This window comes from Pelagibius sp. 7325, assembly GCF_037652055.1.
Classification (GTDB): Bacteria; Pseudomonadota; Alphaproteobacteria; order Kiloniellales; family Kiloniellaceae; genus Pelagibius.
Genome location: NZ_JBBKAH010000005.1, coordinates 79,173 through 98,923 on the forward strand (window position 1 = coordinate 79,173; position 19,751 = coordinate 98,923).

General features: G+C 64.2%; 20 protein-coding genes. 16 read left to right on the forward strand and 4 right to left on the reverse strand.

The window, feature by feature from the left end:
- The first annotated feature begins 14 nt into the window (after nt 1–14).
- From WDC82_RS15360 to WDC82_RS15425, 14 genes are all read left to right on the forward strand, one after another.
- Nucleotides 15–956, forward strand: coding sequence for a branched-chain amino acid ABC transporter permease (locus WDC82_RS15360; protein ID WP_340118229.1), 942 nt, complete (start codon nt 15–17; stop codon nt 954–956).
- Nucleotide 957: 1 nt separating this feature from the next.
- On the forward strand, nt 958–2,220 hold the full coding sequence (locus WDC82_RS15365) for a branched-chain amino acid ABC transporter permease (RefSeq protein WP_340118230.1): 1,263 nt from the start codon (nt 958–960) through the stop codon (nt 2,218–2,220).
- Nucleotides 2,217–2,972 carry an ABC transporter ATP-binding protein gene (locus WDC82_RS15370; RefSeq protein ID WP_340118231.1) on the forward strand — a complete coding sequence of 252 codons (756 nt, stop codon included), beginning with the start codon at nt 2,217–2,219 and terminating at the stop codon, nt 2,970–2,972. Before WDC82_RS15365 ends, WDC82_RS15370 begins: the two co-directional genes overlap by 4 nt.
- The gene (locus WDC82_RS15375; RefSeq protein WP_340118232.1) at nt 2,969–3,679 is read left to right on the forward strand and encodes an ABC transporter ATP-binding protein; all 711 of its coding nucleotides are present in this window, start codon (nt 2,969–2,971) and stop codon (nt 3,677–3,679) included. Before WDC82_RS15370 ends, WDC82_RS15375 begins: the two co-directional genes overlap by 4 nt.
- Before the next feature lie 20 nt (nt 3,680–3,699).
- Nucleotides 3,700–4,485 (forward strand): SDR family oxidoreductase, encoded by a 786-nt coding sequence (locus WDC82_RS15380; protein WP_340118233.1) that lies wholly within the window; start codon nt 3,700–3,702, stop codon nt 4,483–4,485.
- 33 nt (nt 4,486–4,518) lie between these two features.
- Nucleotides 4,519–4,692: a hypothetical protein gene (locus WDC82_RS15385; RefSeq protein ID WP_340118234.1), complete on the forward strand. Its 174-nt coding sequence runs from the start codon at nt 4,519–4,521 to the stop codon at nt 4,690–4,692.
- A 353-nt stretch (nt 4,693–5,045) separates the two neighbouring features.
- On the forward strand, nt 5,046–6,065 hold the full coding sequence (locus tag WDC82_RS15390) for a substrate-binding domain-containing protein (RefSeq protein ID WP_340118235.1): 1,020 nt from the start codon (nt 5,046–5,048) through the stop codon (nt 6,063–6,065).
- A 111-nt stretch (nt 6,066–6,176) separates the two neighbouring features.
- Nucleotides 6,177–7,697 carry a sugar ABC transporter ATP-binding protein gene (locus WDC82_RS15395; protein WP_340118236.1) on the forward strand — a complete coding sequence of 507 codons (1,521 nt, stop codon included), beginning with the start codon at nt 6,177–6,179 and terminating at the stop codon, nt 7,695–7,697.
- A gap of 14 nt (nt 7,698–7,711) precedes the next feature.
- A complete protein-coding gene (locus WDC82_RS15400; protein WP_340118237.1) occupies nt 7,712–8,716 on the forward strand; it encodes an ABC transporter permease in 1,005 nt (334 codons plus the stop codon).
- 5 nt (nt 8,717–8,721) lie between these two features.
- Nucleotides 8,722–9,702 carry a sugar-binding transcriptional regulator gene (locus WDC82_RS15405; RefSeq protein WP_340118238.1) on the forward strand — a complete coding sequence of 327 codons (981 nt, stop codon included), beginning with the start codon at nt 8,722–8,724 and terminating at the stop codon, nt 9,700–9,702.
- Nucleotides 9,692–10,687, forward strand: a complete 996-nt coding sequence (locus WDC82_RS15410; RefSeq protein WP_340118239.1) for an aldo/keto reductase — start codon at nt 9,692–9,694, stop codon at nt 10,685–10,687. Before WDC82_RS15405 ends, WDC82_RS15410 begins: the two co-directional genes overlap by 11 nt.
- An 88-nt stretch (nt 10,688–10,775) precedes the next feature.
- Nucleotides 10,776–12,482 carry a glycerol-3-phosphate dehydrogenase/oxidase gene (locus WDC82_RS15415; protein WP_340118240.1) on the forward strand — a complete coding sequence of 569 codons (1,707 nt, stop codon included), beginning with the start codon at nt 10,776–10,778 and terminating at the stop codon, nt 12,480–12,482.
- Complete coding sequence (locus WDC82_RS15420; RefSeq protein ID WP_340118241.1) at nt 12,473–13,315, forward strand: class I fructose-bisphosphate aldolase; 843 nt, start codon at nt 12,473–12,475, stop codon at nt 13,313–13,315. Before WDC82_RS15415 ends, WDC82_RS15420 begins: the two co-directional genes overlap by 10 nt.
- Complete coding sequence (locus tag WDC82_RS15425) at nt 13,308–14,828, forward strand: FGGY-family carbohydrate kinase (protein ID WP_340118242.1); 1,521 nt, start codon at nt 13,308–13,310, stop codon at nt 14,826–14,828. Before WDC82_RS15420 ends, WDC82_RS15425 begins: the two co-directional genes overlap by 8 nt.
- 36 nt (nt 14,829–14,864) lie before the next feature.
- Here WDC82_RS15425 and WDC82_RS15430 read toward each other — a convergent pair whose 3' ends face one another.
- The 4 genes from WDC82_RS15430 to WDC82_RS15445 all read right to left on the reverse strand — a co-directional run bounded on the left by WDC82_RS15430 (nt 14,865) and on the right by WDC82_RS15445 (nt 17,911).
- Nucleotides 14,865–15,506 (reverse strand): LysE family translocator, encoded by a 642-nt coding sequence (locus tag WDC82_RS15430; RefSeq protein WP_340118243.1) that lies wholly within the window; start codon nt 15,504–15,506, stop codon nt 14,865–14,867.
- A 74-nt stretch (nt 15,507–15,580) separates the two neighbouring features.
- Entirely contained in the window at nt 15,581–16,516 is a 936-nt protein-coding gene (locus WDC82_RS15435; RefSeq protein WP_340118244.1) for a pirin family protein, read from the reverse strand.
- Between the two features lie 28 nt (nt 16,517–16,544).
- The gene (locus WDC82_RS15440; protein ID WP_340118245.1) at nt 16,545–16,841 is read right to left on the reverse strand and encodes an antibiotic biosynthesis monooxygenase; all 297 of its coding nucleotides are present in this window, start codon (nt 16,839–16,841) and stop codon (nt 16,545–16,547) included.
- Nucleotides 16,842–16,894: 53 nt separating this feature from the next.
- Entirely contained in the window at nt 16,895–17,911 is a 1,017-nt protein-coding gene (locus WDC82_RS15445) for a zinc-dependent alcohol dehydrogenase family protein (protein ID WP_340118246.1), read from the reverse strand.
- 501 nt (nt 17,912–18,412) lie between these two features.
- Between WDC82_RS15445 and WDC82_RS15450 the strand changes: the two genes are divergently transcribed.
- Both WDC82_RS15450 and WDC82_RS15455 read left to right on the forward strand, forming a co-directional pair.
- On the forward strand, nt 18,413–19,066 hold the full coding sequence (locus tag WDC82_RS15450; RefSeq protein ID WP_340118248.1) for a hydrolase: 654 nt from the start codon (nt 18,413–18,415) through the stop codon (nt 19,064–19,066).
- 193 nt (nt 19,067–19,259) lie between these two features.
- Nucleotides 19,260–19,655: a RidA family protein gene (locus WDC82_RS15455; protein WP_340118249.1), complete on the forward strand. Its 396-nt coding sequence runs from the start codon at nt 19,260–19,262 to the stop codon at nt 19,653–19,655.
- The last annotated feature ends 96 nt before the right edge of the window (nt 19,656–19,751 follow it).

Sequence of the window (19,751 nt, forward strand, 5' to 3'; positions counted from 1 at the left end):
CTCCGGAGCTGGCAATGGAATTCTTCCTAATCTCGACTCTGAACGGGGTCATTTTCGGCCTGCTGCTGTTCATGGTCTCCGCCGGGCTGACCCTGATCTTCGGCATGATGGGCGTGCTGAATTTCGCGCATGCCTCGTTCTACATGTTGGGCGCTTACGTCGCCTACGCGGTGTCTTCGACCGCCGGTTTCTGGGTCGGGCTTCTCGTCGCGCCGGTCTTCGTGGGCATTGTCGGCATGCTTGTCGAAAGATTCCTCCTGCGCCGCGTGCATGCCTTCGGGCACGCGCACGAACTGCTGCTGACTTTCGGATTGGCGCTGATCGTCGAGGAAGCGGTCAAGCTGGTCTTCGGCGACTTCCCGGTGAATTACCAGATGGCAGATACGCTGCGGTTTGCCGCCTTCACCGTCTATGGCACCGATTACCCTTTCTACAGGGTGTTCATGGGCATTGTCGCGATCGTGATGTTCGTGGCGCTCTGGCTGCTGCTCTCGCGCACCCGCATCGGGATCGTGGTGCGGGCCGCCGAAAGACTGCCGCAGATGGCCGAAGCGCTGGGGCATAACATCCCCGTCGTCTTCACCAGCGTTTTCGGTGCCGGTGCGGCGCTGGCAGGCTTGGCGGGTGCCGTCGCGGGTGCCTTCTACCCGACAAACCCGAATATGGCGCTGGAGCTTGGGGTCATCGTCTTCGTGGTCGTCGTGGTGGGCGGCCTGGGCTCGCTGCAAGGCTCGCTGCTGGCCTCGCTCCTGATCGGGCTTTTCTCGTCTTTTGCGGTCGGGATCGACTGGTCCGCCGCCGACCTCCTGGCGCTGGTGGGGCTGGGCGATTGGGCAAGGTCGTTGGGGGGGCTGATGATCATGCAGATCTCTTCGATTTCGGCGACAATCCCCTTCGCGCTGATGCTCCTGGTGCTGCTGGTCAGGCCCGCGGGCCTGATGGGCGAGCGAGGCTAGAATGGCGCGTGCTCTCTTGCCGCTCGCCCTTGTCGGGGCGTTCCTGCTTGTGGCGCCCCCGTTTCTCGACCTCGGTTGGCAGAACGCGCTGATCAACATTCTGATTGCCAGCCTTTTCGCGCTTGCCTTCAATCTTCTTGCCGGGCAAGCCGGGCTGCTGTCGTTCGGACACGCCGCGTACTTCGGCGTCGGGGCCTTCGCCGCGCTGCACCTGATGGCGCGCATCGAGGACGGCCTCGGCTTTCCCACCCCACTCCTGCCGCTGGCCGGGGCCGCGGCCGGGCTGCTCATCGGTCTCGTCGCCGGATTCTTCGCCACGATGCGCTCGGGCGTCTACTTCGCGCTTGTCACCCTCGCGATCGCCGAACTGTTCCACTCCCTCGCCCCCCACTGGCAGGGCGTGTTCGGCGGCGAGGCGGGCTTGTCATCGATGCGGATGCCCTGGGGCGGTCTCATCTTCGGCTCGCTTATCGAGGTCTACTACCTCACCCTCGCCTGGGTCGCGCTTTCGATCCTGCTGCTCTGGGGCCTCACCCGCACACCTTTCGGGCGCCTGGCGCTGGCGCTCCGCGACAACGAGCAGAGAGTGCGCTTCCTCGGCTACAACGCTCACGTCACCAAGGTCATCATCTTCGCCATCTCGGCGATGTTCTCAGGCGTGGCGGGCGCGCTGCAGGCGATTTCGAACGAGACGGCGAACTATGTCCTCTTCGCCTCGGGCGTCTCCGCCCAGGTCGTCCTCTATACCTTCGTGGGAGGAGCGACGATCTTCTTCGGTCCGGCGGTCGGCGCGGTGATCTTCACACTCTTCGCCTACCTCGTCTCCGACCTCACACGCTCCTGGCTGCTCTACCAAGGCCTGATCTTCGTGCTTGTTATGCTTTACGCTCCGAACGGACTTGGTGGCTTGATCCACCAGCATCTGCGTCACCGCGGGCAACTCGACTGGCCTCGTCTTGCCAGGCCCTATGCACAAGCCACTCTGGGCAGTCTGCTCGTCGCCTCAGCGGCCATCTTCCTCATCGAAACGCTTGCCGTGGTCTTCAGCCGAGACTATGCGGTGGCGCGCCGGGACGCCGGCGGCGGCTTTCCCACCTATGAGGTCTTTGGTCTCGACTGGACGCCGCTCAGCCCGGTGCCGTGGCTGCTGCCGCTGGCGCTCTTCACCGCTGGGCTTTGGCTTGTCCTTCAAGCCCGCCACCCCATCGGGGCGCTCTGGCAGCGAGTCCGCGCGGGATCCGAACCCGGCGTGAACCCGTCATGACGCAGGTACTCCTTGAACTCAATGGGATCGCTAAGTCGTTCGGGTCCATCTCGGTGCTGCAGGAGGTCAACCTCGACGTGCGGTCCCGCGAGCGCCACGCCGTCATCGGGCCGAACGGCGCCGGCAAATCGACCCTCTTCAACCTGATCTCGGGAATGTTTGCGCCCACGAGCGGGACGATACGGCTGCAGGAGCGTGCCATTGGCGGTCTCCCGCCCCACGTGATCAATCGCGCAGGCCTGGCCCGGTCCTTCCAGATCACCAGCAACTTCCGGCGGCTCAGCGTGTTCGAGAATCTCCGCTTGGGCGTGCTCGCCCGGCACGGCATCCGCTACGGCCTGTTCCGGCCCGTGTCGAGAATGCGGGCCGTCAATGAGGAAACCGCCGAACTGCTCTCCGTCGTGGGCCTTGAGCGGCGGGCGCACGACATGGCCGGCGATCTGACCTACTCCGAGCAGCGCGCCTTGGAGATCGGCATGACGCTCACTACCCGAGCCAACGTGATCCTGCTCGACGAGCCAACCGCGGGCATGTCGCGCGACGAGACCGATCAGACGGTCGAATTGATCCGCAAGGTCACGACGGACAAGACCCTGCTGATGATCGAGCACGACATGAGCGTTGTGTTCTCGCTCTGCGATCGCGTCTCGGTGCTGGTTTACGGTTCGGTTCTGGCGACCGACACGCCGCCGGCGATCAGCGCCAATGCAGAGGTCCAGAAGGCCTATCTCGGCGAGGAGACGGCAACATGACCCTTCTCGAGGTCAGCGGGCTGCACGCGCACTACGGTAAGAGCCACGTGCTGCACGGCGTGAACCTAGCCATTCCCGATGGCGCCATCGTTTCCCTTCTGGGCCGCAACGGCTCGGGCCGCTCGACGACCCTCAAGACGATCATGGGGCTGGTGAGGCCCAGCGCCGGGGCTGTACGGCTCGCCGGAACCGAACTGGCGGCCCGCCGGCCCTACGACATCTGCCGCCGGGGCATCGGGTTCGTTCCCGAGGAAAGGCTGGTATTTCCCAACCTTACCGTCGAGGAGAACCTGCGGATGGGGATCCAGCCATCCCCACCGGGCGCACATTGCTGGTCGATCGCGGAGATGTACGGCTACTTCCCTCGCCTCAAAGAGCGCAGCTCGGTCCGAGCCGGACACCTCTCGGGCGGCGAACAGCAGATGCTGACGATCTGCCGCTCGCTTCTCGGCAATCCGCGGGTCCTGCTCATCGACGAGCCGACCGAGGGCCTGGCGCCGCAGATCGTCGACGTTGTGATGGAAGTGATCCTGGACATCGGCCGCCGTGGCGTCGCTGTCCTCCTGGTCGAGCAGAAGCTGACAATCGCGCTGAAGGTGGCCGCCGAGGTCCTGGTCATGGGCCATGGCGAAATCGTGTTCCGCGGCACGCCCGAGACGCTTTCCGACAATCCTGACGTCCGCCGCAACTGGCTGGAAGTCGCGTGATCCAGAAAGAAGGAGATGCGATGAACTTTATCGATCGGATGCGCCCCGCCGCCGGCTTGCGGGTGCTGATCACCGCGGGCGCGTCAGGCATCGGCGCGGTCATCGCGAAAGCCTTCCTCGAGGTGGATGCGAAGGTAATGATCTGTGACATCGACACCCCGGCGCTGACCGCCTTTACCGCCGCGCATCCCGGCCTGCTGAGCGAAACCACCGACGTCTCGGACGCGGGGGCTGTCGAGACCCTGATCGACTCCGTCCGGACGCAGCTCGGCGGGCTCGATGTTCTGGTCAACAACGCGGGGATCGCCGGACCGACGGGTAGGATCGACACGCTCGAGGTCGACGACATCCGCCGCACGATCGAGATCGACCTGATGAGTCAGTTTCTCGTCACCCGGCGGAGCGCCGGCATGCTGCGCGAAAGCCGTGGCGTAATTCTGAACATGTCCTCAGTGGCGGGCCGACTGGGGATCAGCCTGCGCACACCCTATGCCGCCGCAAAATGGGGCATCGTTGGCTTGACCGAAAGCCTGGCCCGCGAACTAGGCCCCGATGGCGTACGGGTCAATGCAATTCTGCCGGGCATCGTCCGTGGCGATCGCATCGAAAAGGTCCTGACGGCCCGAGCCAAGGCTGAGGGCGTCACCTATGACGAGATGGAGAAACTGTATCTCCAGAACACCTCGTTGCGCCGCATGGTCGAACCGGAGGACATCGCCTCGATGGCGTTGTTCCTTTGCTCGCCCGCCGGGGCCAATCTCTCTGGTCAGGCGATCAGTGTCTGCGCAAACGTGGAGACGCTGTAAAGGATCGCAGGGAGCGCGGCGGTTTCGCATTGGATGCATCCGCGCTATGTGCCGACACTTTGCCAGCGCAACGAAGTGGCGATCCGCGAACACCTCGCCTACCTCGGCTCCCTGACCAGCGGCGACGTGGCACGAGTCGAAGCCGCTTGCGGCGCTCACCTCGCCTCGGCCAAGGAAACGCTTTTGCGCTCAACGGTGGGCCAATAGCAGGAAACGCCGCAGGCCCGGCGCAACCGCCGCACAGTTCGGACGCCGGCATAAGCGGCGACCCCTTCACGTTCAGATAGTCGTTGATCGCCCGGCAGCCCCCTCGGGTCCTAGGTCCCTGTCTTTCAGAGGCGCGCGCAATCGGACGCGTCGCCAGCGCGGCAGGCGCATCATCGGAGGCATGAAATAAATTTCAGTCTATGATTTATCTCCCGATTCCTGTTGACAGCATTCGCTCTCCCTGCTTTGGATTGTGAGTATGCGATAAATTTCGTGTAATGAAAAAAATCGCATACCATCTTGAATAAAAACAGTCCCGGCCCGAACGCCGGGATATAAAGCGGAGGAACACTATGAGACTCTTCGGTTTGGCCGGGGTGCTGACCGCGGCCGCAATGGCGTTCACCCTGACGCCCCCCAACGAGGCTGCGGCTCAGAGCAAGTTTCAGTGCGAACCGGGAGAAACCTACATCATGAACGTGATGGTTTCTGCCCACCCCTATTGGGTCCCTGTCTATCAGGGCTTCAAGCAGGCCGCCGAGGCGATGGGCTGCGAGACGATCTTTTCGGGCACGCCGGACTACGACATCACGAAGCAGATCGCTTCCTTCGAGCAGGACCTGGTGAAGCAGCCCGCGGGCATACTGCTGCACCCCATGCAGTCGGATCCGTTCATCGAACCGATCAACCGCGCCATCGACAGCGGTATCGAGGTGGTGACCTTCGCCGCCGACTCGCCGAAGTCAAGGCGCTCCGCCTACATCACGTCGGACAACGTTGCCGAGGCTAAGTTCGCCTCGGAGGAAATCGTCTCGCAGGTCGGCGAGAGCGGCGAATACGCCGTGCTCGAGAATCCGGGCCAGAGCAACCACGACCTCCGGGTCACCGCGCTCATCGACTACATGAAGGAAAACTATCCGAACATGAAGCTGGTCGGCCGCCAGGCGACCAACCAGGACAGCAATGCCGCCTACCGCGCCACCGCCTCGATCCTGCAAGCCAATCCCAACCTCGATGCGCTCTGGATCCCCGAGGCCGGTTCCGCCGAGGGGGCCGTCGCCGCCGTGCTGGAAGCCAAGGCCGATGTGCTCATCATGCACGCGGACATCACCCCGACGACGTTGGAGCACATCAAGGCCGGCAACATCCACATGTCGCTCAACCCGAATCAGGGCGTGCAGGGCTTCATGGGCTTTGTCGCCACCTTCATGGCCGCGCACGCGGAGATGTTCGATCCCTTCAACGACTACAAAGTCTCCGGCTACAATCCGATGCAGATTCCCTTCATCGACAACGGCTTTGCGGTGATCACGAAGGACAACGCCGACGCCTTCGACCTCAACGCCTACATGGAGGGCCGCGACCCCAGCTGAGGGCCGCTCTCGCAAGGATTCTTCCGCCTCGGCTGTCCGCACCATGCATCTCTTGCGGTGCGGGCAGCCAAGCGGAGGCCGCACCCCAGTTCCCTGCTGACGACCTGGACCATGGCAGACGATCCAATCCTTCAGATATCGAACCTGAGCAAGGCCTTCGGCCCGGTCCAGGCCCTACGAGGCGTCAGCTTCGAGCTGCGTCGAGGTGAAATTCATGCCATTGCCGGCGAAAACGGTGCCGGCAAGTCCACCCTGATGAACGTGGTCGACGGCATCCTGCGCCCCGACAGCGGCGAAATCCGCTTCGACGGCGCGCCGGTCGATATCGTCTCGCCGGCCATGGCACAACGCCTCGGAATTGGCTTCGTGCACCAGGAGATCGCGCTCTGCCCGGACGTCACCGTGGCCGAGAACATTTTCATGGCCACCACCAATACCAACCCTCACCTGCTGATGAACTACCGGGACCTGGAGCAGCGTGCCACCGCCGTGCTGGGCCAGCTCGGCGACATCGATCCCACGTCCCTCGCCCGCGACCTTTCGATTTCCCAGCAGCAGTTGGTGGAGATTGCCAAGGCTCTGACCCTGGACTGCCGCGTGCTCATCCTGGACGAACCCACCGCCGCGCTGACCGAGAAGGAAGCGCAGGTGCTGTTCGGCATCATGCGCCGGCTGGCAGCGCAGGGCATCTCAATCATCTACATCTCGCACCGTATGGTGGAGATCTTCGACAATTGCGACCGCGTGACCGTGTTCCGCGACGGCCAGTACATCACCACCCGCAACGTGGCGGAGACCACCCCACGCGAGATCGTCAACGCGATGGTCGGCCGGGTGATCGAGAACCTCTACCCTGAGAAACAGAGCGCAGCAGAACGCTCCGACGAGGTCATCCTCGCCGTCGAGAACCTCTGCGAGCGGCGCCGCTTCAGCAACATCACCTTTGATGTGAGAAAGGGCGAGATCCTCGGCTTCGCCGGCCTGATCGGCGCCGGGCGCAGTGAGATCGCCAAAGGCATCTGCGCCCTTGAGGGCGACGTGACCGGCGAGGTCCGCCTGAAAGGCCGCCGACTGGCGCGCCGGAACTACAAAGACAGTATCGCCGAAGGCATCGTCTACCTCTCGGAGGACCGCAAGGGCGACGGCCTGTTCCTCGAGATGTCCATCGCAGCCAACGTGTCGGCCCTGGCGCTGCGGCAAGTCGCCACCCGACTGGGTATCATCGACGACCGCCGTGAGGGCGACCAAGCCATCCGCCTCGGCGAACGCCTGAACCTGAAGTGCGGCCATATCGGGCAGCCGGCCTCGGCCCTCTCGGGCGGCAACCAGCAGAAAGTGGCCATCGCCAAGATGCTTTCGGTGAAGCCGCAGGTAATCTTTCTCGACGAACCGACCCGCGGCGTCGACGTTGGTGCCAAGGCGGAGATTCACCGCATCCTGCGCGAACTCGCCCGCAGCGGCGTCGGCATCGTGGTGATCTCCTCGGAGTTGCCGGAGCTCATCGGGGTCTGCGACCGTGTCCTGGTGGTGCGCGAGGGCCAGATCAGCGGTGAGGTGTCGGGCGACGCCATGACGGAGGAGAACATCATGCACCTCGCCTCCGTCCTGGAAAAGCAGCGCCTGGCGGTATGAGGGTGGTTCATCCTATGGTCTCGACTGCCACACCCATGGACCACGAGAAGAAGGCCCCCAGCGGCATGATCGGGTTGCTCAAGAGGCTCTTCCGCATGCGCGAAACGGGCCTGATCCTCATCATTCTCGCCCTTTTTGTGGTGATGTCCTTCGCATCACCCTACTTCCTGACCTGGGTCAACATGCGCGCCATGGCGATGGCCTTCGCCGTGGAGGGCATCGTCGTGGTCGGCATGACCATCCTGCTGGTGTCAGGCGGCATCGACCTCTCCGTCGGCTCCGTGACCGCGCTCGCCATGGTCATCGCCGGCCTGTTGTTCCTCAACGGGGTCGACCCTTGGACCGCCTCGCTGATCTCCATCGCCGCCTGTACTGCCATCGGCGCCGGCATGGGCTTTTTCGTGACGCGGGTCGGCCTGCACCACTTCATCGTATCCCTCGCGGTCATGGTCATCGCCCGCGGCGCCTGCCTGCTCGGAACCGGTGGCAGACCGCTCGGCCTCTTCACCCTGCCGCCGGAGTTCAAGTTCATCGGCCAAGGATCGATCGGCGTGATTCCCGTCGTCATCGTGATCTTCGTCGTCGTCGTGGTTGGCTTCGACTTCATGCTGCGGCGCACGACGCTGTTCCGGAAGGTCTTCTATACCGGAAGCAACGAAAAGGCCGCTGCCTACTCCGGCATACGCACCAAGAAGGTCGTCTTCCTGACCACCACGCTCTGCTCAGCGCTCTGCGGCGTCGCGGGCATCATCTACATGGCCCGCTTCGGCTCGGCCCAGCCGACCTTCGGCATCGGCATGGAATTGAACGTGATCGCCGCGGCGGTGATCGGCGGCGCCAGCCTGTCCGGCGGGACGGGCACCATCTTTGGCGCCATATTGGGCGCCATCCTGCTTTCCGTTGTTTCCAGCTCCCTCGCCCTGCTGGACGTCTCGGTCTACTGGCAGGATATCATTCGCGGTTCGATCCTGCTCGCCGCCGTATCCATCGATCACTATCTCAACAAGCGGCGCGGCTGACCCAGATGGCTGACAGAAAAGACGACTTCGAGTCGATCCGGCAGATACACACGGTGCTCGTGCTGCATTTCCTCGAGGGAATGAAGCAATCGGAGATCGCCAGGAAGCTCAATCTTTCGACCTCCAAGGTGAACCGGTTGATCACCCAGGGCCGACGGCTGGGCATGGTGAAGATCGCTGTCGAGAGCCCCTTCCAGCGCCTTGTCGATTTGGAAACCGCCCTGGTGGAGGCGACTTCGCTCACGGAATCCGTGGTCGCACCGACAATCTCCGGCAATCCCGACACCAACCTGCAGCAGGTCGGACGGGCCGCCGCCAACCTGCTTCTGCAGAGCCTGCGGGACGGCGACGTCATCGCGATCACCGGCGGCAAGGCAGTCAGCGCCGTGGTCGACAACCTGACGCCGGAGCGGGCCTTTAAAGTGACCGTGGTGCCGCTGACCGGCGGCGTACAGGGCAAGTACTACACCGACGTCAACCACCTCGCCACGCAGCTCGCCGAGCGCCTTGGAGGCTCCACCCTCCTGGTTCATGCACCGCTCTTCGCCGAGAGCCAGGAGCAGCGGGACATGCTCATGGCCATGAGTTCTGTAAAAGAAGTCTTCGACTTGGCGCGCTCGGCATCCGTGGCACTGGTCGGCATCGGTTCGATCCAGCCGCCAGCCTCCAGCTACTACGATCTCCACCCGCTCCCCAACCCGGAGCGAGAGATGCTCGTCAGCAGCGGCGCCGTCGGCGAATTCCTGGCGCACCTGATCCGCGAGGACGGTTCGTTGGCGGACTATCCGCTCAACTCGCGCCTCGTCGCCCTCGACCCGCAGGAACTGGCGCGCTGCCCCTGCACCATCGGCGTGGCGGCCGGCCCGGAGAAGGTCCAACCGATCCACGCGGCCCTGAACGGAGACTATCTCGACTCTCTCATCCTCGATGAGAAAACCGCAGAGGCCGTCCTCAAAACCATGGGAAGTGTACAGAATGTCGCATGAAGTCCTTACCCGTACCCTCGGATCCTCCGGCATTGAAGCCTCCGCCGTGGGGCTTGGCACCTGGGCCATCGGAGGCTGGATGTGGGGCGGCACCGACGAGGCGCAGTCCATCGCGGCGATCCAGGCATCGCTCGACGAAGGCATCTCGCTGGTCGATACCGCCCCGGCCTACGGACAAGGACTCTCGGAAGAGATCGTCGGCAAGGCGATCAAAGGCCGGCGCGACAGCGTGGTGCTCGCGACCAAGTGCGGCCTCGTCTGGCATACGCAGAAGGGCAACCACTTCTTCGACTACGAAGGACGCCCGGTTCACCGCTACCTTGGCAAAGAATCTATCCTCTTCGAGGTCGAGCAGAGCCTGCAGCGCCTCGGCACCGACTACATCGACCATTACATCACCCATTGGCAGGACCCGACCACGCCCATCGCCGAAACTGTGGAGGCGCTCGAGAGCCTGAAGCAACAGGGCAAGATCCGCTCCTTCGGAGCCAGCAACGTCTCGCCGGAAGACCTCAAGGCCTACGTTGCAGCCGGACCGCTGGATGCAATCCAGGAAGAATACAGCATGGTGAAGCGCGACATCGAGTCGACACTGCTGCCGATCTGCGCCAAACACGGCGTCTCGACGCTCAGCTATTCCTCCCTCGCCCTCGGCCTGCTGTCCGGCAAGATCGGGCCGGGGCGCAAGTTCGAGGGCGACGACCAACGCCGTGACAGCCCACGCTTTTCGCTGTCGAACCGGCAGAAGGTCGCGCGCCTGATGGAAAGCATCGCTCCCGTAGCCGAGGCGCACCAGGCGACATCCGCCCAGGTGGTCATCGCTTGGACTCTGCAGCAGCCGGGCATCACCTTCTCGCTCTGCGGCGCGCGCAACCCCGATCAGGCGAAGGAGAATGCGAAGGCGGCCCGCATTCGCCTTGATGCAGACGAATTGCAAGCCATCAGCGAGGCGGCGACGACACACCTTTCGGATCTCGACGCCTGAGCGTGGGCCAAACCGCAACGACCGTAACGCACATCGCTCCGGTGGGGCGATGACCAGGACAGCTATGCCAGGACGACGCAGCGAAAACATGGAACGGCTCCGCGCGGATGCGGCCTTCGACGTCATCGTCGTCGGCGGCGGCATCAACGGAATCGGCGTATTCCGGGAACTCTGCCTACAGGGCCTGCGGGTGCTCCTGGTCGAGCGCGGTGATTTCTGCTCCGGCTGCAGTGCGGCGCCCTCGCGCATGATCCACGGCGGGCTCCGATACCTGGAAAACGGCGAGTACGGGCTGGTTCGGGAGTCGCTGCGCGAGCGCGATGCCCTGCTGGCCAATGCACCCCATATGGTCCGCCCGCTGCCGACGACCATTCCCATTACCTCGCTCCTCTCCGGACTGATGAACGGCGCTGCCGGCTTGCTCGGCTTGGGCAGCCGCCCGGCCCCTCGGGGCGCGCTGCCGGTGAAACTCGGTCTTTCCCTCTATGACTGGGTGACGCGCCATCGCCGCATCCTGCCGCGCCATACCTTTCGCAGCGCGGCCGAGACACACCGGCGCTGGCCAAAGCTGACCACGGCCGTGCGCTTTTCGGCAACCTATCACGATGCCTGGATCAGCTATCCTGAGCGCCTCGGTATCGAGCTGATACTGGACAGCCTGCACCTGTCGCCTGAGAGCGTATCGTTGAACTATGCCGAGATTCTTCCGGCGAGCACTGGCTTTTGCGTAATCGACAAGCAAACCGGCGAGCGCCTGCCTGTTACAGCCCGGGCCGTAGTGAACGCCACAGGCGCCTGGTTGGATGAGGCCATCGCGCAGCTAAACCGCGGCGGCGGTCCGGCGGCGGCGCTGGTATCAGGCACCAAAGGTTCTCACCTGATTATCGACAACCCGCGGCTTTTCGACGCACTGGGCGGGCACATGATCTTCTTCGAGAACTCGGACAGCCGCATCTGCATTGTCTTTCCGTACCTGGGGCGCGTGCTCGCCGGCGCTACCGACATCCGGGTAAAAGCGGTCAGCCGCGTGCGCTGCGAAGATGAGGAGCGTGACTACATCCTGGAGTCGCTCCGCCTGGTCTTCCCCACCATTGCGCTGACCACCGAAGAGGTTGTCTACAGTTACAGTGGAATCCGGCCGCTGCCCAAGAGCGACCATGACTTCACCGGCCGCATCTCCCGCGGACACTTCGTGCACCGCATCGACGGGGCGCTGCCGCAGTACTGCATGGTCGGCGGAAAGTGGACAACTTTCCGCGCTTTTGCCGAGCAGACCGCAGACCGCGTTCTGACCGACATCGGCCGCCGGCGTAAAGCGCAGAGTCTCGATCTCTCCATAGGCGGCGGGGCCGAGTTCCCGCAATCTCCCGCCGACCTGGAGAACCGGCTGGCGGCGCGCCACGGCATCACCCCGACCCGGGCGGCCTACCTGGTGGACCTCTATGGGACGCGGTCGGACGAGGTGCTGCAATTCTGTTCGCGGCGCAACGACGACCGTCCGCTGGACGGGCGCTGCACCACGACCGCAGCGGAGATCGCCTTCCTGATCCGCCACGAATTCGCCACCGGGCTCGGCGACCTGCTGCTACGCCGCACGCCCCTGGCAATCCGCGGCGAGATCTCGTCGCAACTGATCCGACAGGTGGCCGATGTCGCCGCCATTGAGCTCGGCTGGAGCGGAGAAGAAAAGGACCGCAACATCGACGACTTCATTGCCGAACTCGGCGACTACCACGGCGTCTCTGAGGAGACGCTGGAACAGCGTACCCGCGACAGGAGTCTTGAATGCGCGTAAGTCCCAAAGCCCGCATGAACCGCATGTTCACCCACGGTGCCTGCCTGGACGTGGCCGTCGACCATGGCGTCTGCAACGAACCAAGCTTCCTTGCTGGCCTCGAGGATATGGCCCGCGTCGTAGACACCCTCATCGCGGCGAAGCCGGATGCGATCCAGATGAATCAGGGTCAGGCAGACCTGCTGCAGCGCCGGCCGGAGAAGGACAAGCCGGCCCTGGTGATGCGCATCGACATGGGCAACCCCTACAACGACCAGCGCCACCGCGTGATGTGGTCCCAGTTGCAGAACCACGAAGAGCCGATCGTCGGCGCGCTGGAGATGGATGCCGCCTGCGTGGTGGTCAACCTCTTCATGCTCCCCGACGAGCCGGAGCTCTTTCGCCAGTGCGTCGAGAACATCAGCCGGGTGCGCGCCGCCTGCCACCGCTACGGCATGCCGCTGATGATCGAGCCCCTGGTGATGCTGCCCAATGGCGTGCGCGGCGGCTATCAGGTCGACGGCAATGCCGAGAAGATCGTCACCCTGGTGCGCCTCGCCAGCGAGATGGGCGCCGACATCATCAAGGCCGATCCGACCGAAAACCCCGAAGATTTCCACCGGGTCGTGGAGGCGGCACGGGTGCCGGTGCTGGTGCGCGGCGGCGGCAAGGAGGACCTGAAGAATGTCCTGATGAAGTCCGCCGCCCTGCTGTCCCAAGGCGCGAGGGGACTGGTCTACGGCCGCAACATCTACCAGCACGACAACCCCAAAGCCGTCGTCAATGCGCTTTTGGCAATGATCCACAAGGGTATCGGCGGCGAGGAAGCCTGGGACATCTACAACCGTGGCTGAAGACAAGCGCTACCTGCTGGGCCTGGATGCCGGCAACACGGTCATCAAGGCGGTCATTTTCGACCTCGAGGGGCGCATCTGCGCCATGCAGGCCCTCGACGGCCGCTCGATCACGCCACAGGCCGGCATGGTCGAGCGCGACCTGGAGGAGCTTTGGGCCAACGCCCGGCAGGCGATCCGCGGCTGCATCGAAATGGCGGGGATAGACGCCCGGCAGATCGCAGCGATCGGCTGCGCCGGCCACGGCAACGGCCTCTACCTGCTGGACAAGGCCGACCGACCGCTGCTCGGCATCCAGTCTCTCGACACCCGCGCGGCCGCCCTCGCCCGACGGCTCGCGGCAGAGCGGGGCGACCGGCTGCACGGCCTCTGCCTGCAAAAGCCCTGGCCATCGCAGACCCCGACGCTGCTCGCCTGGGTCAAGGACAACGCCCCCGACGTCTACGCCCGCGCCGGCACGGCCATGCTGTGCAAGGATTTCATCACCTTTAAGCTGACCGGCGAGCGCGTCAGCGACATTTCGGACATGTCCGGCTGCGGCCTGCTGCGCTTGCCCGACGCCGTCTTCGACGACGACCTGCTCTCGGCCTATGGACTCGCGGAGGCGCGCGGCCTGTTGCCCCGCCTGGTGCAACCGACGGACATAGCGGGCCGGGTCGACGCCCCGGCGGCCGAGGCCACGGGTCTGGCCGAGGGCACGCCGGTGATCGGCGGCTTCTTCGACGTCGTGGCCAGCGCCATGGGCTCCGGCGTGGTTGGCGCCGGCGAGGCTTCGATCATAGCCGGAACCTGGTCGATCAATCAGGTCTTCTCGGCCCGGCCGGTCGTCGATCCCAAGGTCTTCATGGTCGCCGCTTTCGGCCCGCAGCGATACGTGAACATCGAGTCCAGCGCCACCTCCGCAGCGAACCTGGAGTGGTACGTGCGGACCTTTGTGGAGCGTGCGGGGCACACCGGCGATCCCTTCGCCTTCTGCAACGAATGTGTCGGGTCGCTGACGCCGGCCGCCGACGATCCTCTGTTCCACCCCTTTCTCTATGGCTCGGGCCAGGGGGCGGACTGCCGCGCCGGCTTCTACGGCGTCGCCGGCTGGCACGGCGAGGCCCACCTTCTGCGCGCGCTCTTCGAGGGCGTCATGTTCGAGCATCGCCGTCATATCGAGGTGCTGGCTGCGGCCGGCGTCACCTTTGAACGCGCCGTGCTCTCCGGCGGCGGCTCGCGCAGTCCTCATTGGCCCCAGATGTTCGCCGACGGCCTGGGCCTGCCCATCGGCGTGGCGGAGGCCTCGGAGACCGGCGCGCTGGGCGCGGCCATCGGCGCCGGTATTGCCGCTGGCTTCTTCGCCGACTACGAAGCCGGCATCCGGGCCATGACTCGGCCCAAGGCGGCCTTCACGCCCGACCGGCAGCGCAAGGCGCACTATGACCGGCGTTACCGGCTCTACCGCGACCTGAGTGAAAACCTGCGGGGTTTCTGGGCGGCGCTGCAAGACGGCGCCGGCGGCAGTGCCTGACCGCCGCCGGGAGCAGGGCTCCATCATCGCGCGGCTCTACGCGGCGGTCAGAGCAGACCAGATCATCAGCACCCCGAAGGCCACGAAGATCATGCCGGTCAGCATCCGTCCGCGTCTCGCATGCTCTGGCGCGCGGAGCAGTCGGACCAGATGCCGGGCTCCGAGCGCGTAGCCGCCTAGGACGATAAGCTTCACGGCCAGGAAGCTTGCAACCAGAAGGGCAAGTACAGACGGACCGCTCCCCGCCGGAATGAACTGGGGAAACAGCGCGGCGAAGAAAAGCACGGCCTTTGGATTACTGATCCCAACACCGAAGGAGTGGAGCCAAAGCGCCAACCCGCTTCCCCCGTGGCCTTTTTCCCGGGCTCTTTCCATGCTCGGATTCTCTTGCCGCGGGGCGGAACGAAGAAAAGTCCATCCGAGCCAGATGATGTAGGAAGCGCCCGCCAGGCGCAGGACGAGGAAGGCCACAGGATAGGCCAAGAGCAGAGCGCCCAACCCGACGACGGAAAGAGTGGCCAATAACGCGATCGCGAGCAGATCGCCGCTCAGAGCAGCCAATGCGCGGCGCCATCCGTGGGCAATGGCGTTGTTCACGATGAACAACGTGGACGGCCCGGGGCTCGCGATCTGAAGCGCGCTGACCATCAGGAATGTGAGGTAGGCTGGGAGTTCCATCGTACACCGGGGGCAGTAAGGTCTTCAGGGATCCTGACGGACCGGACGCGACCACGCGCCTTCGGGAATGCAGCTCAATCGGGCAGAGGGATATGCTCATCCCGGTCGTCGACCGGCAGATCGAAGCGCCCTCTGCCCCAGTTCTCGGCGCGCCACTCAGCTTTGGCCTCTTCGATGCGCTCTTGCGACGACGCGACAAAATTCCACCAGATGTATCGGGGGCCCGGAAAGGTCTCGCCGCCGAGGATCATGAGCCTCGCGCCCCGGTCTCCAGCCGCGACGGTGATCCTGTCGCCTGGGCGGAAGACCATCATCTGAGGTGCCGCAAAATCCTGGCCGGCGATCGAGATCGAGCCTTCGACGATGTAGATGCCCCGGTCCTCGTGATCGTCTGGCATCGGCAGCCGGCTACCGGGTTCGAGTTGCACGTCAGCGTAGAACGTCTCGGAGAACATCGTCGCGGGCGCGACCTTGCCATATGCGTTGCCGAGGATAAGCCGAACCGAGACACCGCGGTCCCCGACCACAGGCAGCGTTTCCTTGCCGTAATGATCGAAGGTGGGCGCCACATCCTCATGCGTGTCAGGCAGGGCCAGCCAGGTTTGGATGCCGAACAGACTGTTCGGACCGCTCCGGGCAGCCGCGGAGGTACGCTCCGAGTGGGTCACGCCCCGCCCGGCGACCATCCAGTTCAGTGCACCAGGGCTGATGATCTGGTCGGCGCCGGTGCTGTCCCGATGGTGAAAGTCACCGCGATAAAGGTAGGTGACAGTTCCGAGCCCGATATGTGGGTGCGGTCGTACATCGACGCCCTGTCCGGTCAGCAATTCGGCAGGGCCGGCCTGGTCGAAGAAGATGAACGGACCGACCATCTGCCGCTTCGGCGCAGGCAATGCGCGCCGGACCTCGAAACCGCCGAGGTCGCGGGAACGCGGGACGATGAGGGTTTCGATCGCGTCGATCCCGACCTCATCGGGACAGCCCGGTTCAACAGCTGGGTTCCAGCTCATTCGACCTCCAATATTCCTGCTATGACAGTCATGTCACGGATCCCTGCACCACGTGGATCACGATCGGTTCTTCATGGAGCAGTGGCTCTAGCACCGACATGAAGCGGGCATGCGCCTCGCTCGGCTCGAAGCCGTTCACATGCGCCTCGAGATCCCGCCACGCGACTTCCAGGAGAAAGGTATTCCGGTCATCCAACGTCTGGACGAGACGGTGGCGGAGGTGACCGTCCGCGGCGGCGAGAAGCGGACGGACCGAGTCGAAGGCGTCCTCGAAGCCCGATCCGTTGCCCGGCTGGACTCGCAATATCGCGAGTTCGATGACCATGCTGGCTCTCCTCCGGGGGACGGCCCGGGCACGCCTCGGGCCGTCCGAAAAGATCAGGCTGCGGCGGCGAGCGGCGGCACAATCGTCTCTGCCTCGCCCGAAATATCGATCGCGACCTTCCCTCGTAGTCCGCGGCGCGACCCCGTCTCCAGGACCTCGTGCCCCTCCGCGAGGCGGTCGAAGGGGAGAACAGCGCCGATCACCGGCCTTACGAGACCACGTTCAACGAGGTTCGTCAGCGCGTCGAGCTTGCCGCGGTTCTGGCGGGTGAAGACGAAGTGATAAGAGGCATTCCGCCCCCACGCCTCAATGAGGTTCTGCGGCGTCGCGACATCGACCAGCGAGACGACGCGCCCGAGTGGCGCAAGTACGAGCGGGCTCCTCGTCAGCGTGTCTCCGCCTATTGTATCGAAGACGACGTCAACCCCGCGCCCACCGGTCAGCGCGTCCACGGCGTCGACGTAGTCGGTAGAGGCGAAGTCGATCGCATCGTCCGCGCCGAGCGCCCGGACGAACTCATGATCATTGGCGAGCGCCGTCGTGATGACCCGTGCGCCGATGGCCTTGGCGACCTGAATCGCGATCGTCCCGACGCCACCCGCGCCGCCATGGATGAGGATCGTCTCGCCGACGCGCAGGCCAGCGCGGCCGACGAAGGCCTCCCAGACGGTCCCGCCCACGAGCGTCAGGCTCGCTGCTTCGACGTGCGACAGGTTGCGGGGCTTGCGGCCGACGAGATCGACGTCGGAGACATGGACCTCGGCGTAGGACCCGGCGCCACCGAAGATCTTCGGCGTATAATACACCTCGTCGCCGGGAGTGAACTCGGTGACATCCGCGCCGACGGCCTCCACGACGCCGGAGACGTCGTGACCGATCACGGCCGGCAGCGGCACATAATCGGCGTAATCGCCGCGACGGATCTGATAGTCGAGCGGGTTGATCGCCGTGGCGTGGACGCGAACGCGAACCTGCCGCGAGCCGACCGAAGGGACGGGAAGGGTCTGCATTTCGAACGCGTCAGGACCGCCGAAGCGGGTCAGGACGACGGCCTTCATTGTGTCGGACATGATGTGTTCCTTTCGTTGCATCGAAATGCCTCCATGCCATAGCGCCGATGCGGGCGGCGACCCGCCTGCACTCCCTTTTCAGAGATCAGCGCCGATCGCTGCCGCATCGCAACCCCGTTTCGTTTGTGACAGGTCAAAGGGTCAAAGGCGCCCTCCAGCCGATTGCAGAACAGTTGATCGCGGCGCAGAAGGGATCTTATCGAAACGCCGCGACGATGCGGTGCGGGGGCTGCTGCGCAGGTGCCAATTTTGCGCTTTTCCCCGTCTAGCGGCGAAACCAGCGTCCGCAGCTTCCGCGAAAGCGGCGAGTACCACATCAGGGCAAACCCCGACGGATCGGAAAGCAACATGTGAGCCTTGTCCGAACATCGATGCTTGGCGAACAGGCGGGTACAGCAAGATCGGCACTCTCTCGGCAGCTTTCGCGCCGCGCCGTTCAGGCTTCTTCTCTAGGTTCAGCCACCAGCGCTCGGCTCTTCCTCAGATGCAAAGGATGACATCATGACCTTCCGTAACGGCCTCGACTCGCTTCTTCGTCCCGAAGACTCTGTGCTCGTTCTAATCGACCATCAGCCCTATCAGCTCGCGAACCTGAACAGCCATGACCCGCACATGGTGGTGAACAACACGACCGCGCTCGCCAAGTGTGCCAAGGTGTTCGGCGTGCCTACGATCCTGACAACCGTCATCGCCTCCCGGGGTGGCGACCTCTTTCAGCATGTCACCGAAGTGTTCCCCGACCAGGAGGTGATTGACCGGACGACAATCAACACCTGGGAGGATCCGAAGGTCGTGGATGCGGTCAAGGCGACTGGCCGCAACCAGCTGATCATCGCCGGTCTCTGGACCGAGATCTGCGTCGCGATGCCGGCAATCCAGGCCGCCGGCGAAGGCTGGGACGTGACCGTCATCACCGATGCGTCGGGCGGCACGTCCGTCGAGGCCCATGAGGTCGCGATCCAGCGCATGATCGCCGCCGGCGTCAACATGATGACCTGGCTGGCGCTGGCGTCCGAATGGCAACGCGACTGGGCCCGCGCCGAGACGGCGACAGCCCTGAACGATGCGCTCAAGTACCACATCGGCGGCAGCGCCATTGCGTATCTGTGGGAGCAGCAGCTGCTCAACACGCCGGTGCCGGGCGTCGCGGCCTGATCTCCGTGGGGTGGCAGGCGATCCGCCCGGAAAGCAGCGTGCGAATCGACCCTCGTCACCCCCCTCGCTCGCGGCCACCCGACATGTCCCGCGCGATGACGGGGCAACGTGACGTCAGGCCGACCAACCTGCTCTTGGCTCTCTGACCCGATGTCCTGCAGGGATCACACACAAGAAATGCAAGACTGAGAACATGAACGCGCGAAATGCTGTATTTCCTGCCAACCGCCATGCCCTCTACGAGATGCACGGCTACTCGGCCGCAATTGCGTCGGGCGACCTGTTGTATGTTTCAGGCCAAGTTGGGAGTCGTCCCGATGGCTCGCCGGAACCGGACTTTGCCGAGCAAGTTTGCCTCGCCTTCTCCAATCTCGAGGCGACGCTTGTTGCAGGCGGCTGCACCTTCGATGATATCGTTGACGTTACGACATTCCACACCGATCCCATAAACCAGTTCGAAACATTCATGACCGTAAAGAGCCGAATCTTCTCGGAGCCGCCCTATCCGAACTGGACAGCGGTCGGCGTCAACTGGCTCGCCGGTTTCGACTTCGAGATCAAGGTGATCGCCCGCATTCCCGATTGGTGATCCGGCGTCGGCCACGGCGGAGATGCAAGATCCCTGCGAAACGATCAGCGGCCTGTCATGCGCGTGCCGGACAAGTTTTCCGCCGGCAAGCGGGCC

Bases quoted from the DNA above. Each gene is read 5' to 3' on its own strand.
- WDC82_RS15360 (WP_340118229.1), top strand. From the start codon at position 15: ATGGAATTCTTCCTAATCTCGACTCTGAACGGGGTCATTTTCGGCCTG.
- WDC82_RS15365 (WP_340118230.1), top strand. From the start codon at position 958: ATGGCGCGTGCTCTCTTGCCGCTCGCCCTTGTCGGGGCGTTCCTGCTT.
- WDC82_RS15370 (WP_340118231.1), top strand. From the start codon at position 2,217: ATGACGCAGGTACTCCTTGAACTCAATGGGATCGCTAAGTCGTTCGGG.
- WDC82_RS15375 (WP_340118232.1), top strand. From the start codon at position 2,969: ATGACCCTTCTCGAGGTCAGCGGGCTGCACGCGCACTACGGTAAGAGC.
- WDC82_RS15380 (WP_340118233.1), top strand. From the start codon at position 3,700: ATGAACTTTATCGATCGGATGCGCCCCGCCGCCGGCTTGCGGGTGCTG.
- WDC82_RS15385 (WP_340118234.1), top strand. From the start codon at position 4,519: ATGCATCCGCGCTATGTGCCGACACTTTGCCAGCGCAACGAAGTGGCG.
- WDC82_RS15390 (WP_340118235.1), top strand. From the start codon at position 5,046: ATGAGACTCTTCGGTTTGGCCGGGGTGCTGACCGCGGCCGCAATGGCG.
- WDC82_RS15395 (WP_340118236.1), top strand. From the start codon at position 6,177: ATGGCAGACGATCCAATCCTTCAGATATCGAACCTGAGCAAGGCCTTC.
- WDC82_RS15400 (WP_340118237.1), top strand. From the start codon at position 7,712: ATGGTCTCGACTGCCACACCCATGGACCACGAGAAGAAGGCCCCCAGC.
- WDC82_RS15405 (WP_340118238.1), top strand. From the start codon at position 8,722: ATGGCTGACAGAAAAGACGACTTCGAGTCGATCCGGCAGATACACACG.
- WDC82_RS15410 (WP_340118239.1), top strand. From the start codon at position 9,692: ATGTCGCATGAAGTCCTTACCCGTACCCTCGGATCCTCCGGCATTGAA.
- WDC82_RS15415 (WP_340118240.1), top strand. From the start codon at position 10,776: ATGGAACGGCTCCGCGCGGATGCGGCCTTCGACGTCATCGTCGTCGGC.
- WDC82_RS15420 (WP_340118241.1), top strand. From the start codon at position 12,473: ATGCGCGTAAGTCCCAAAGCCCGCATGAACCGCATGTTCACCCACGGT.
- WDC82_RS15430 (WP_340118243.1), bottom strand. From the start codon at position 15,506: ATGGAACTCCCAGCCTACCTCACATTCCTGATGGTCAGCGCGCTTCAG.
- WDC82_RS15435 (WP_340118244.1), bottom strand. From the start codon at position 16,516: ATGAGCTGGAACCCAGCTGTTGAACCGGGCTGTCCCGATGAGGTCGGG.
- WDC82_RS15440 (WP_340118245.1), bottom strand. From the start codon at position 16,841: ATGGTCATCGAACTCGCGATATTGCGAGTCCAGCCGGGCAACGGATCG.
- WDC82_RS15445 (WP_340118246.1), bottom strand. From the start codon at position 17,911: ATGTCCGACACAATGAAGGCCGTCGTCCTGACCCGCTTCGGCGGTCCT.
- WDC82_RS15450 (WP_340118248.1), top strand. From the start codon at position 18,413: ATGACCTTCCGTAACGGCCTCGACTCGCTTCTTCGTCCCGAAGACTCT.
- WDC82_RS15455 (WP_340118249.1), top strand. From the start codon at position 19,260: ATGAACGCGCGAAATGCTGTATTTCCTGCCAACCGCCATGCCCTCTAC.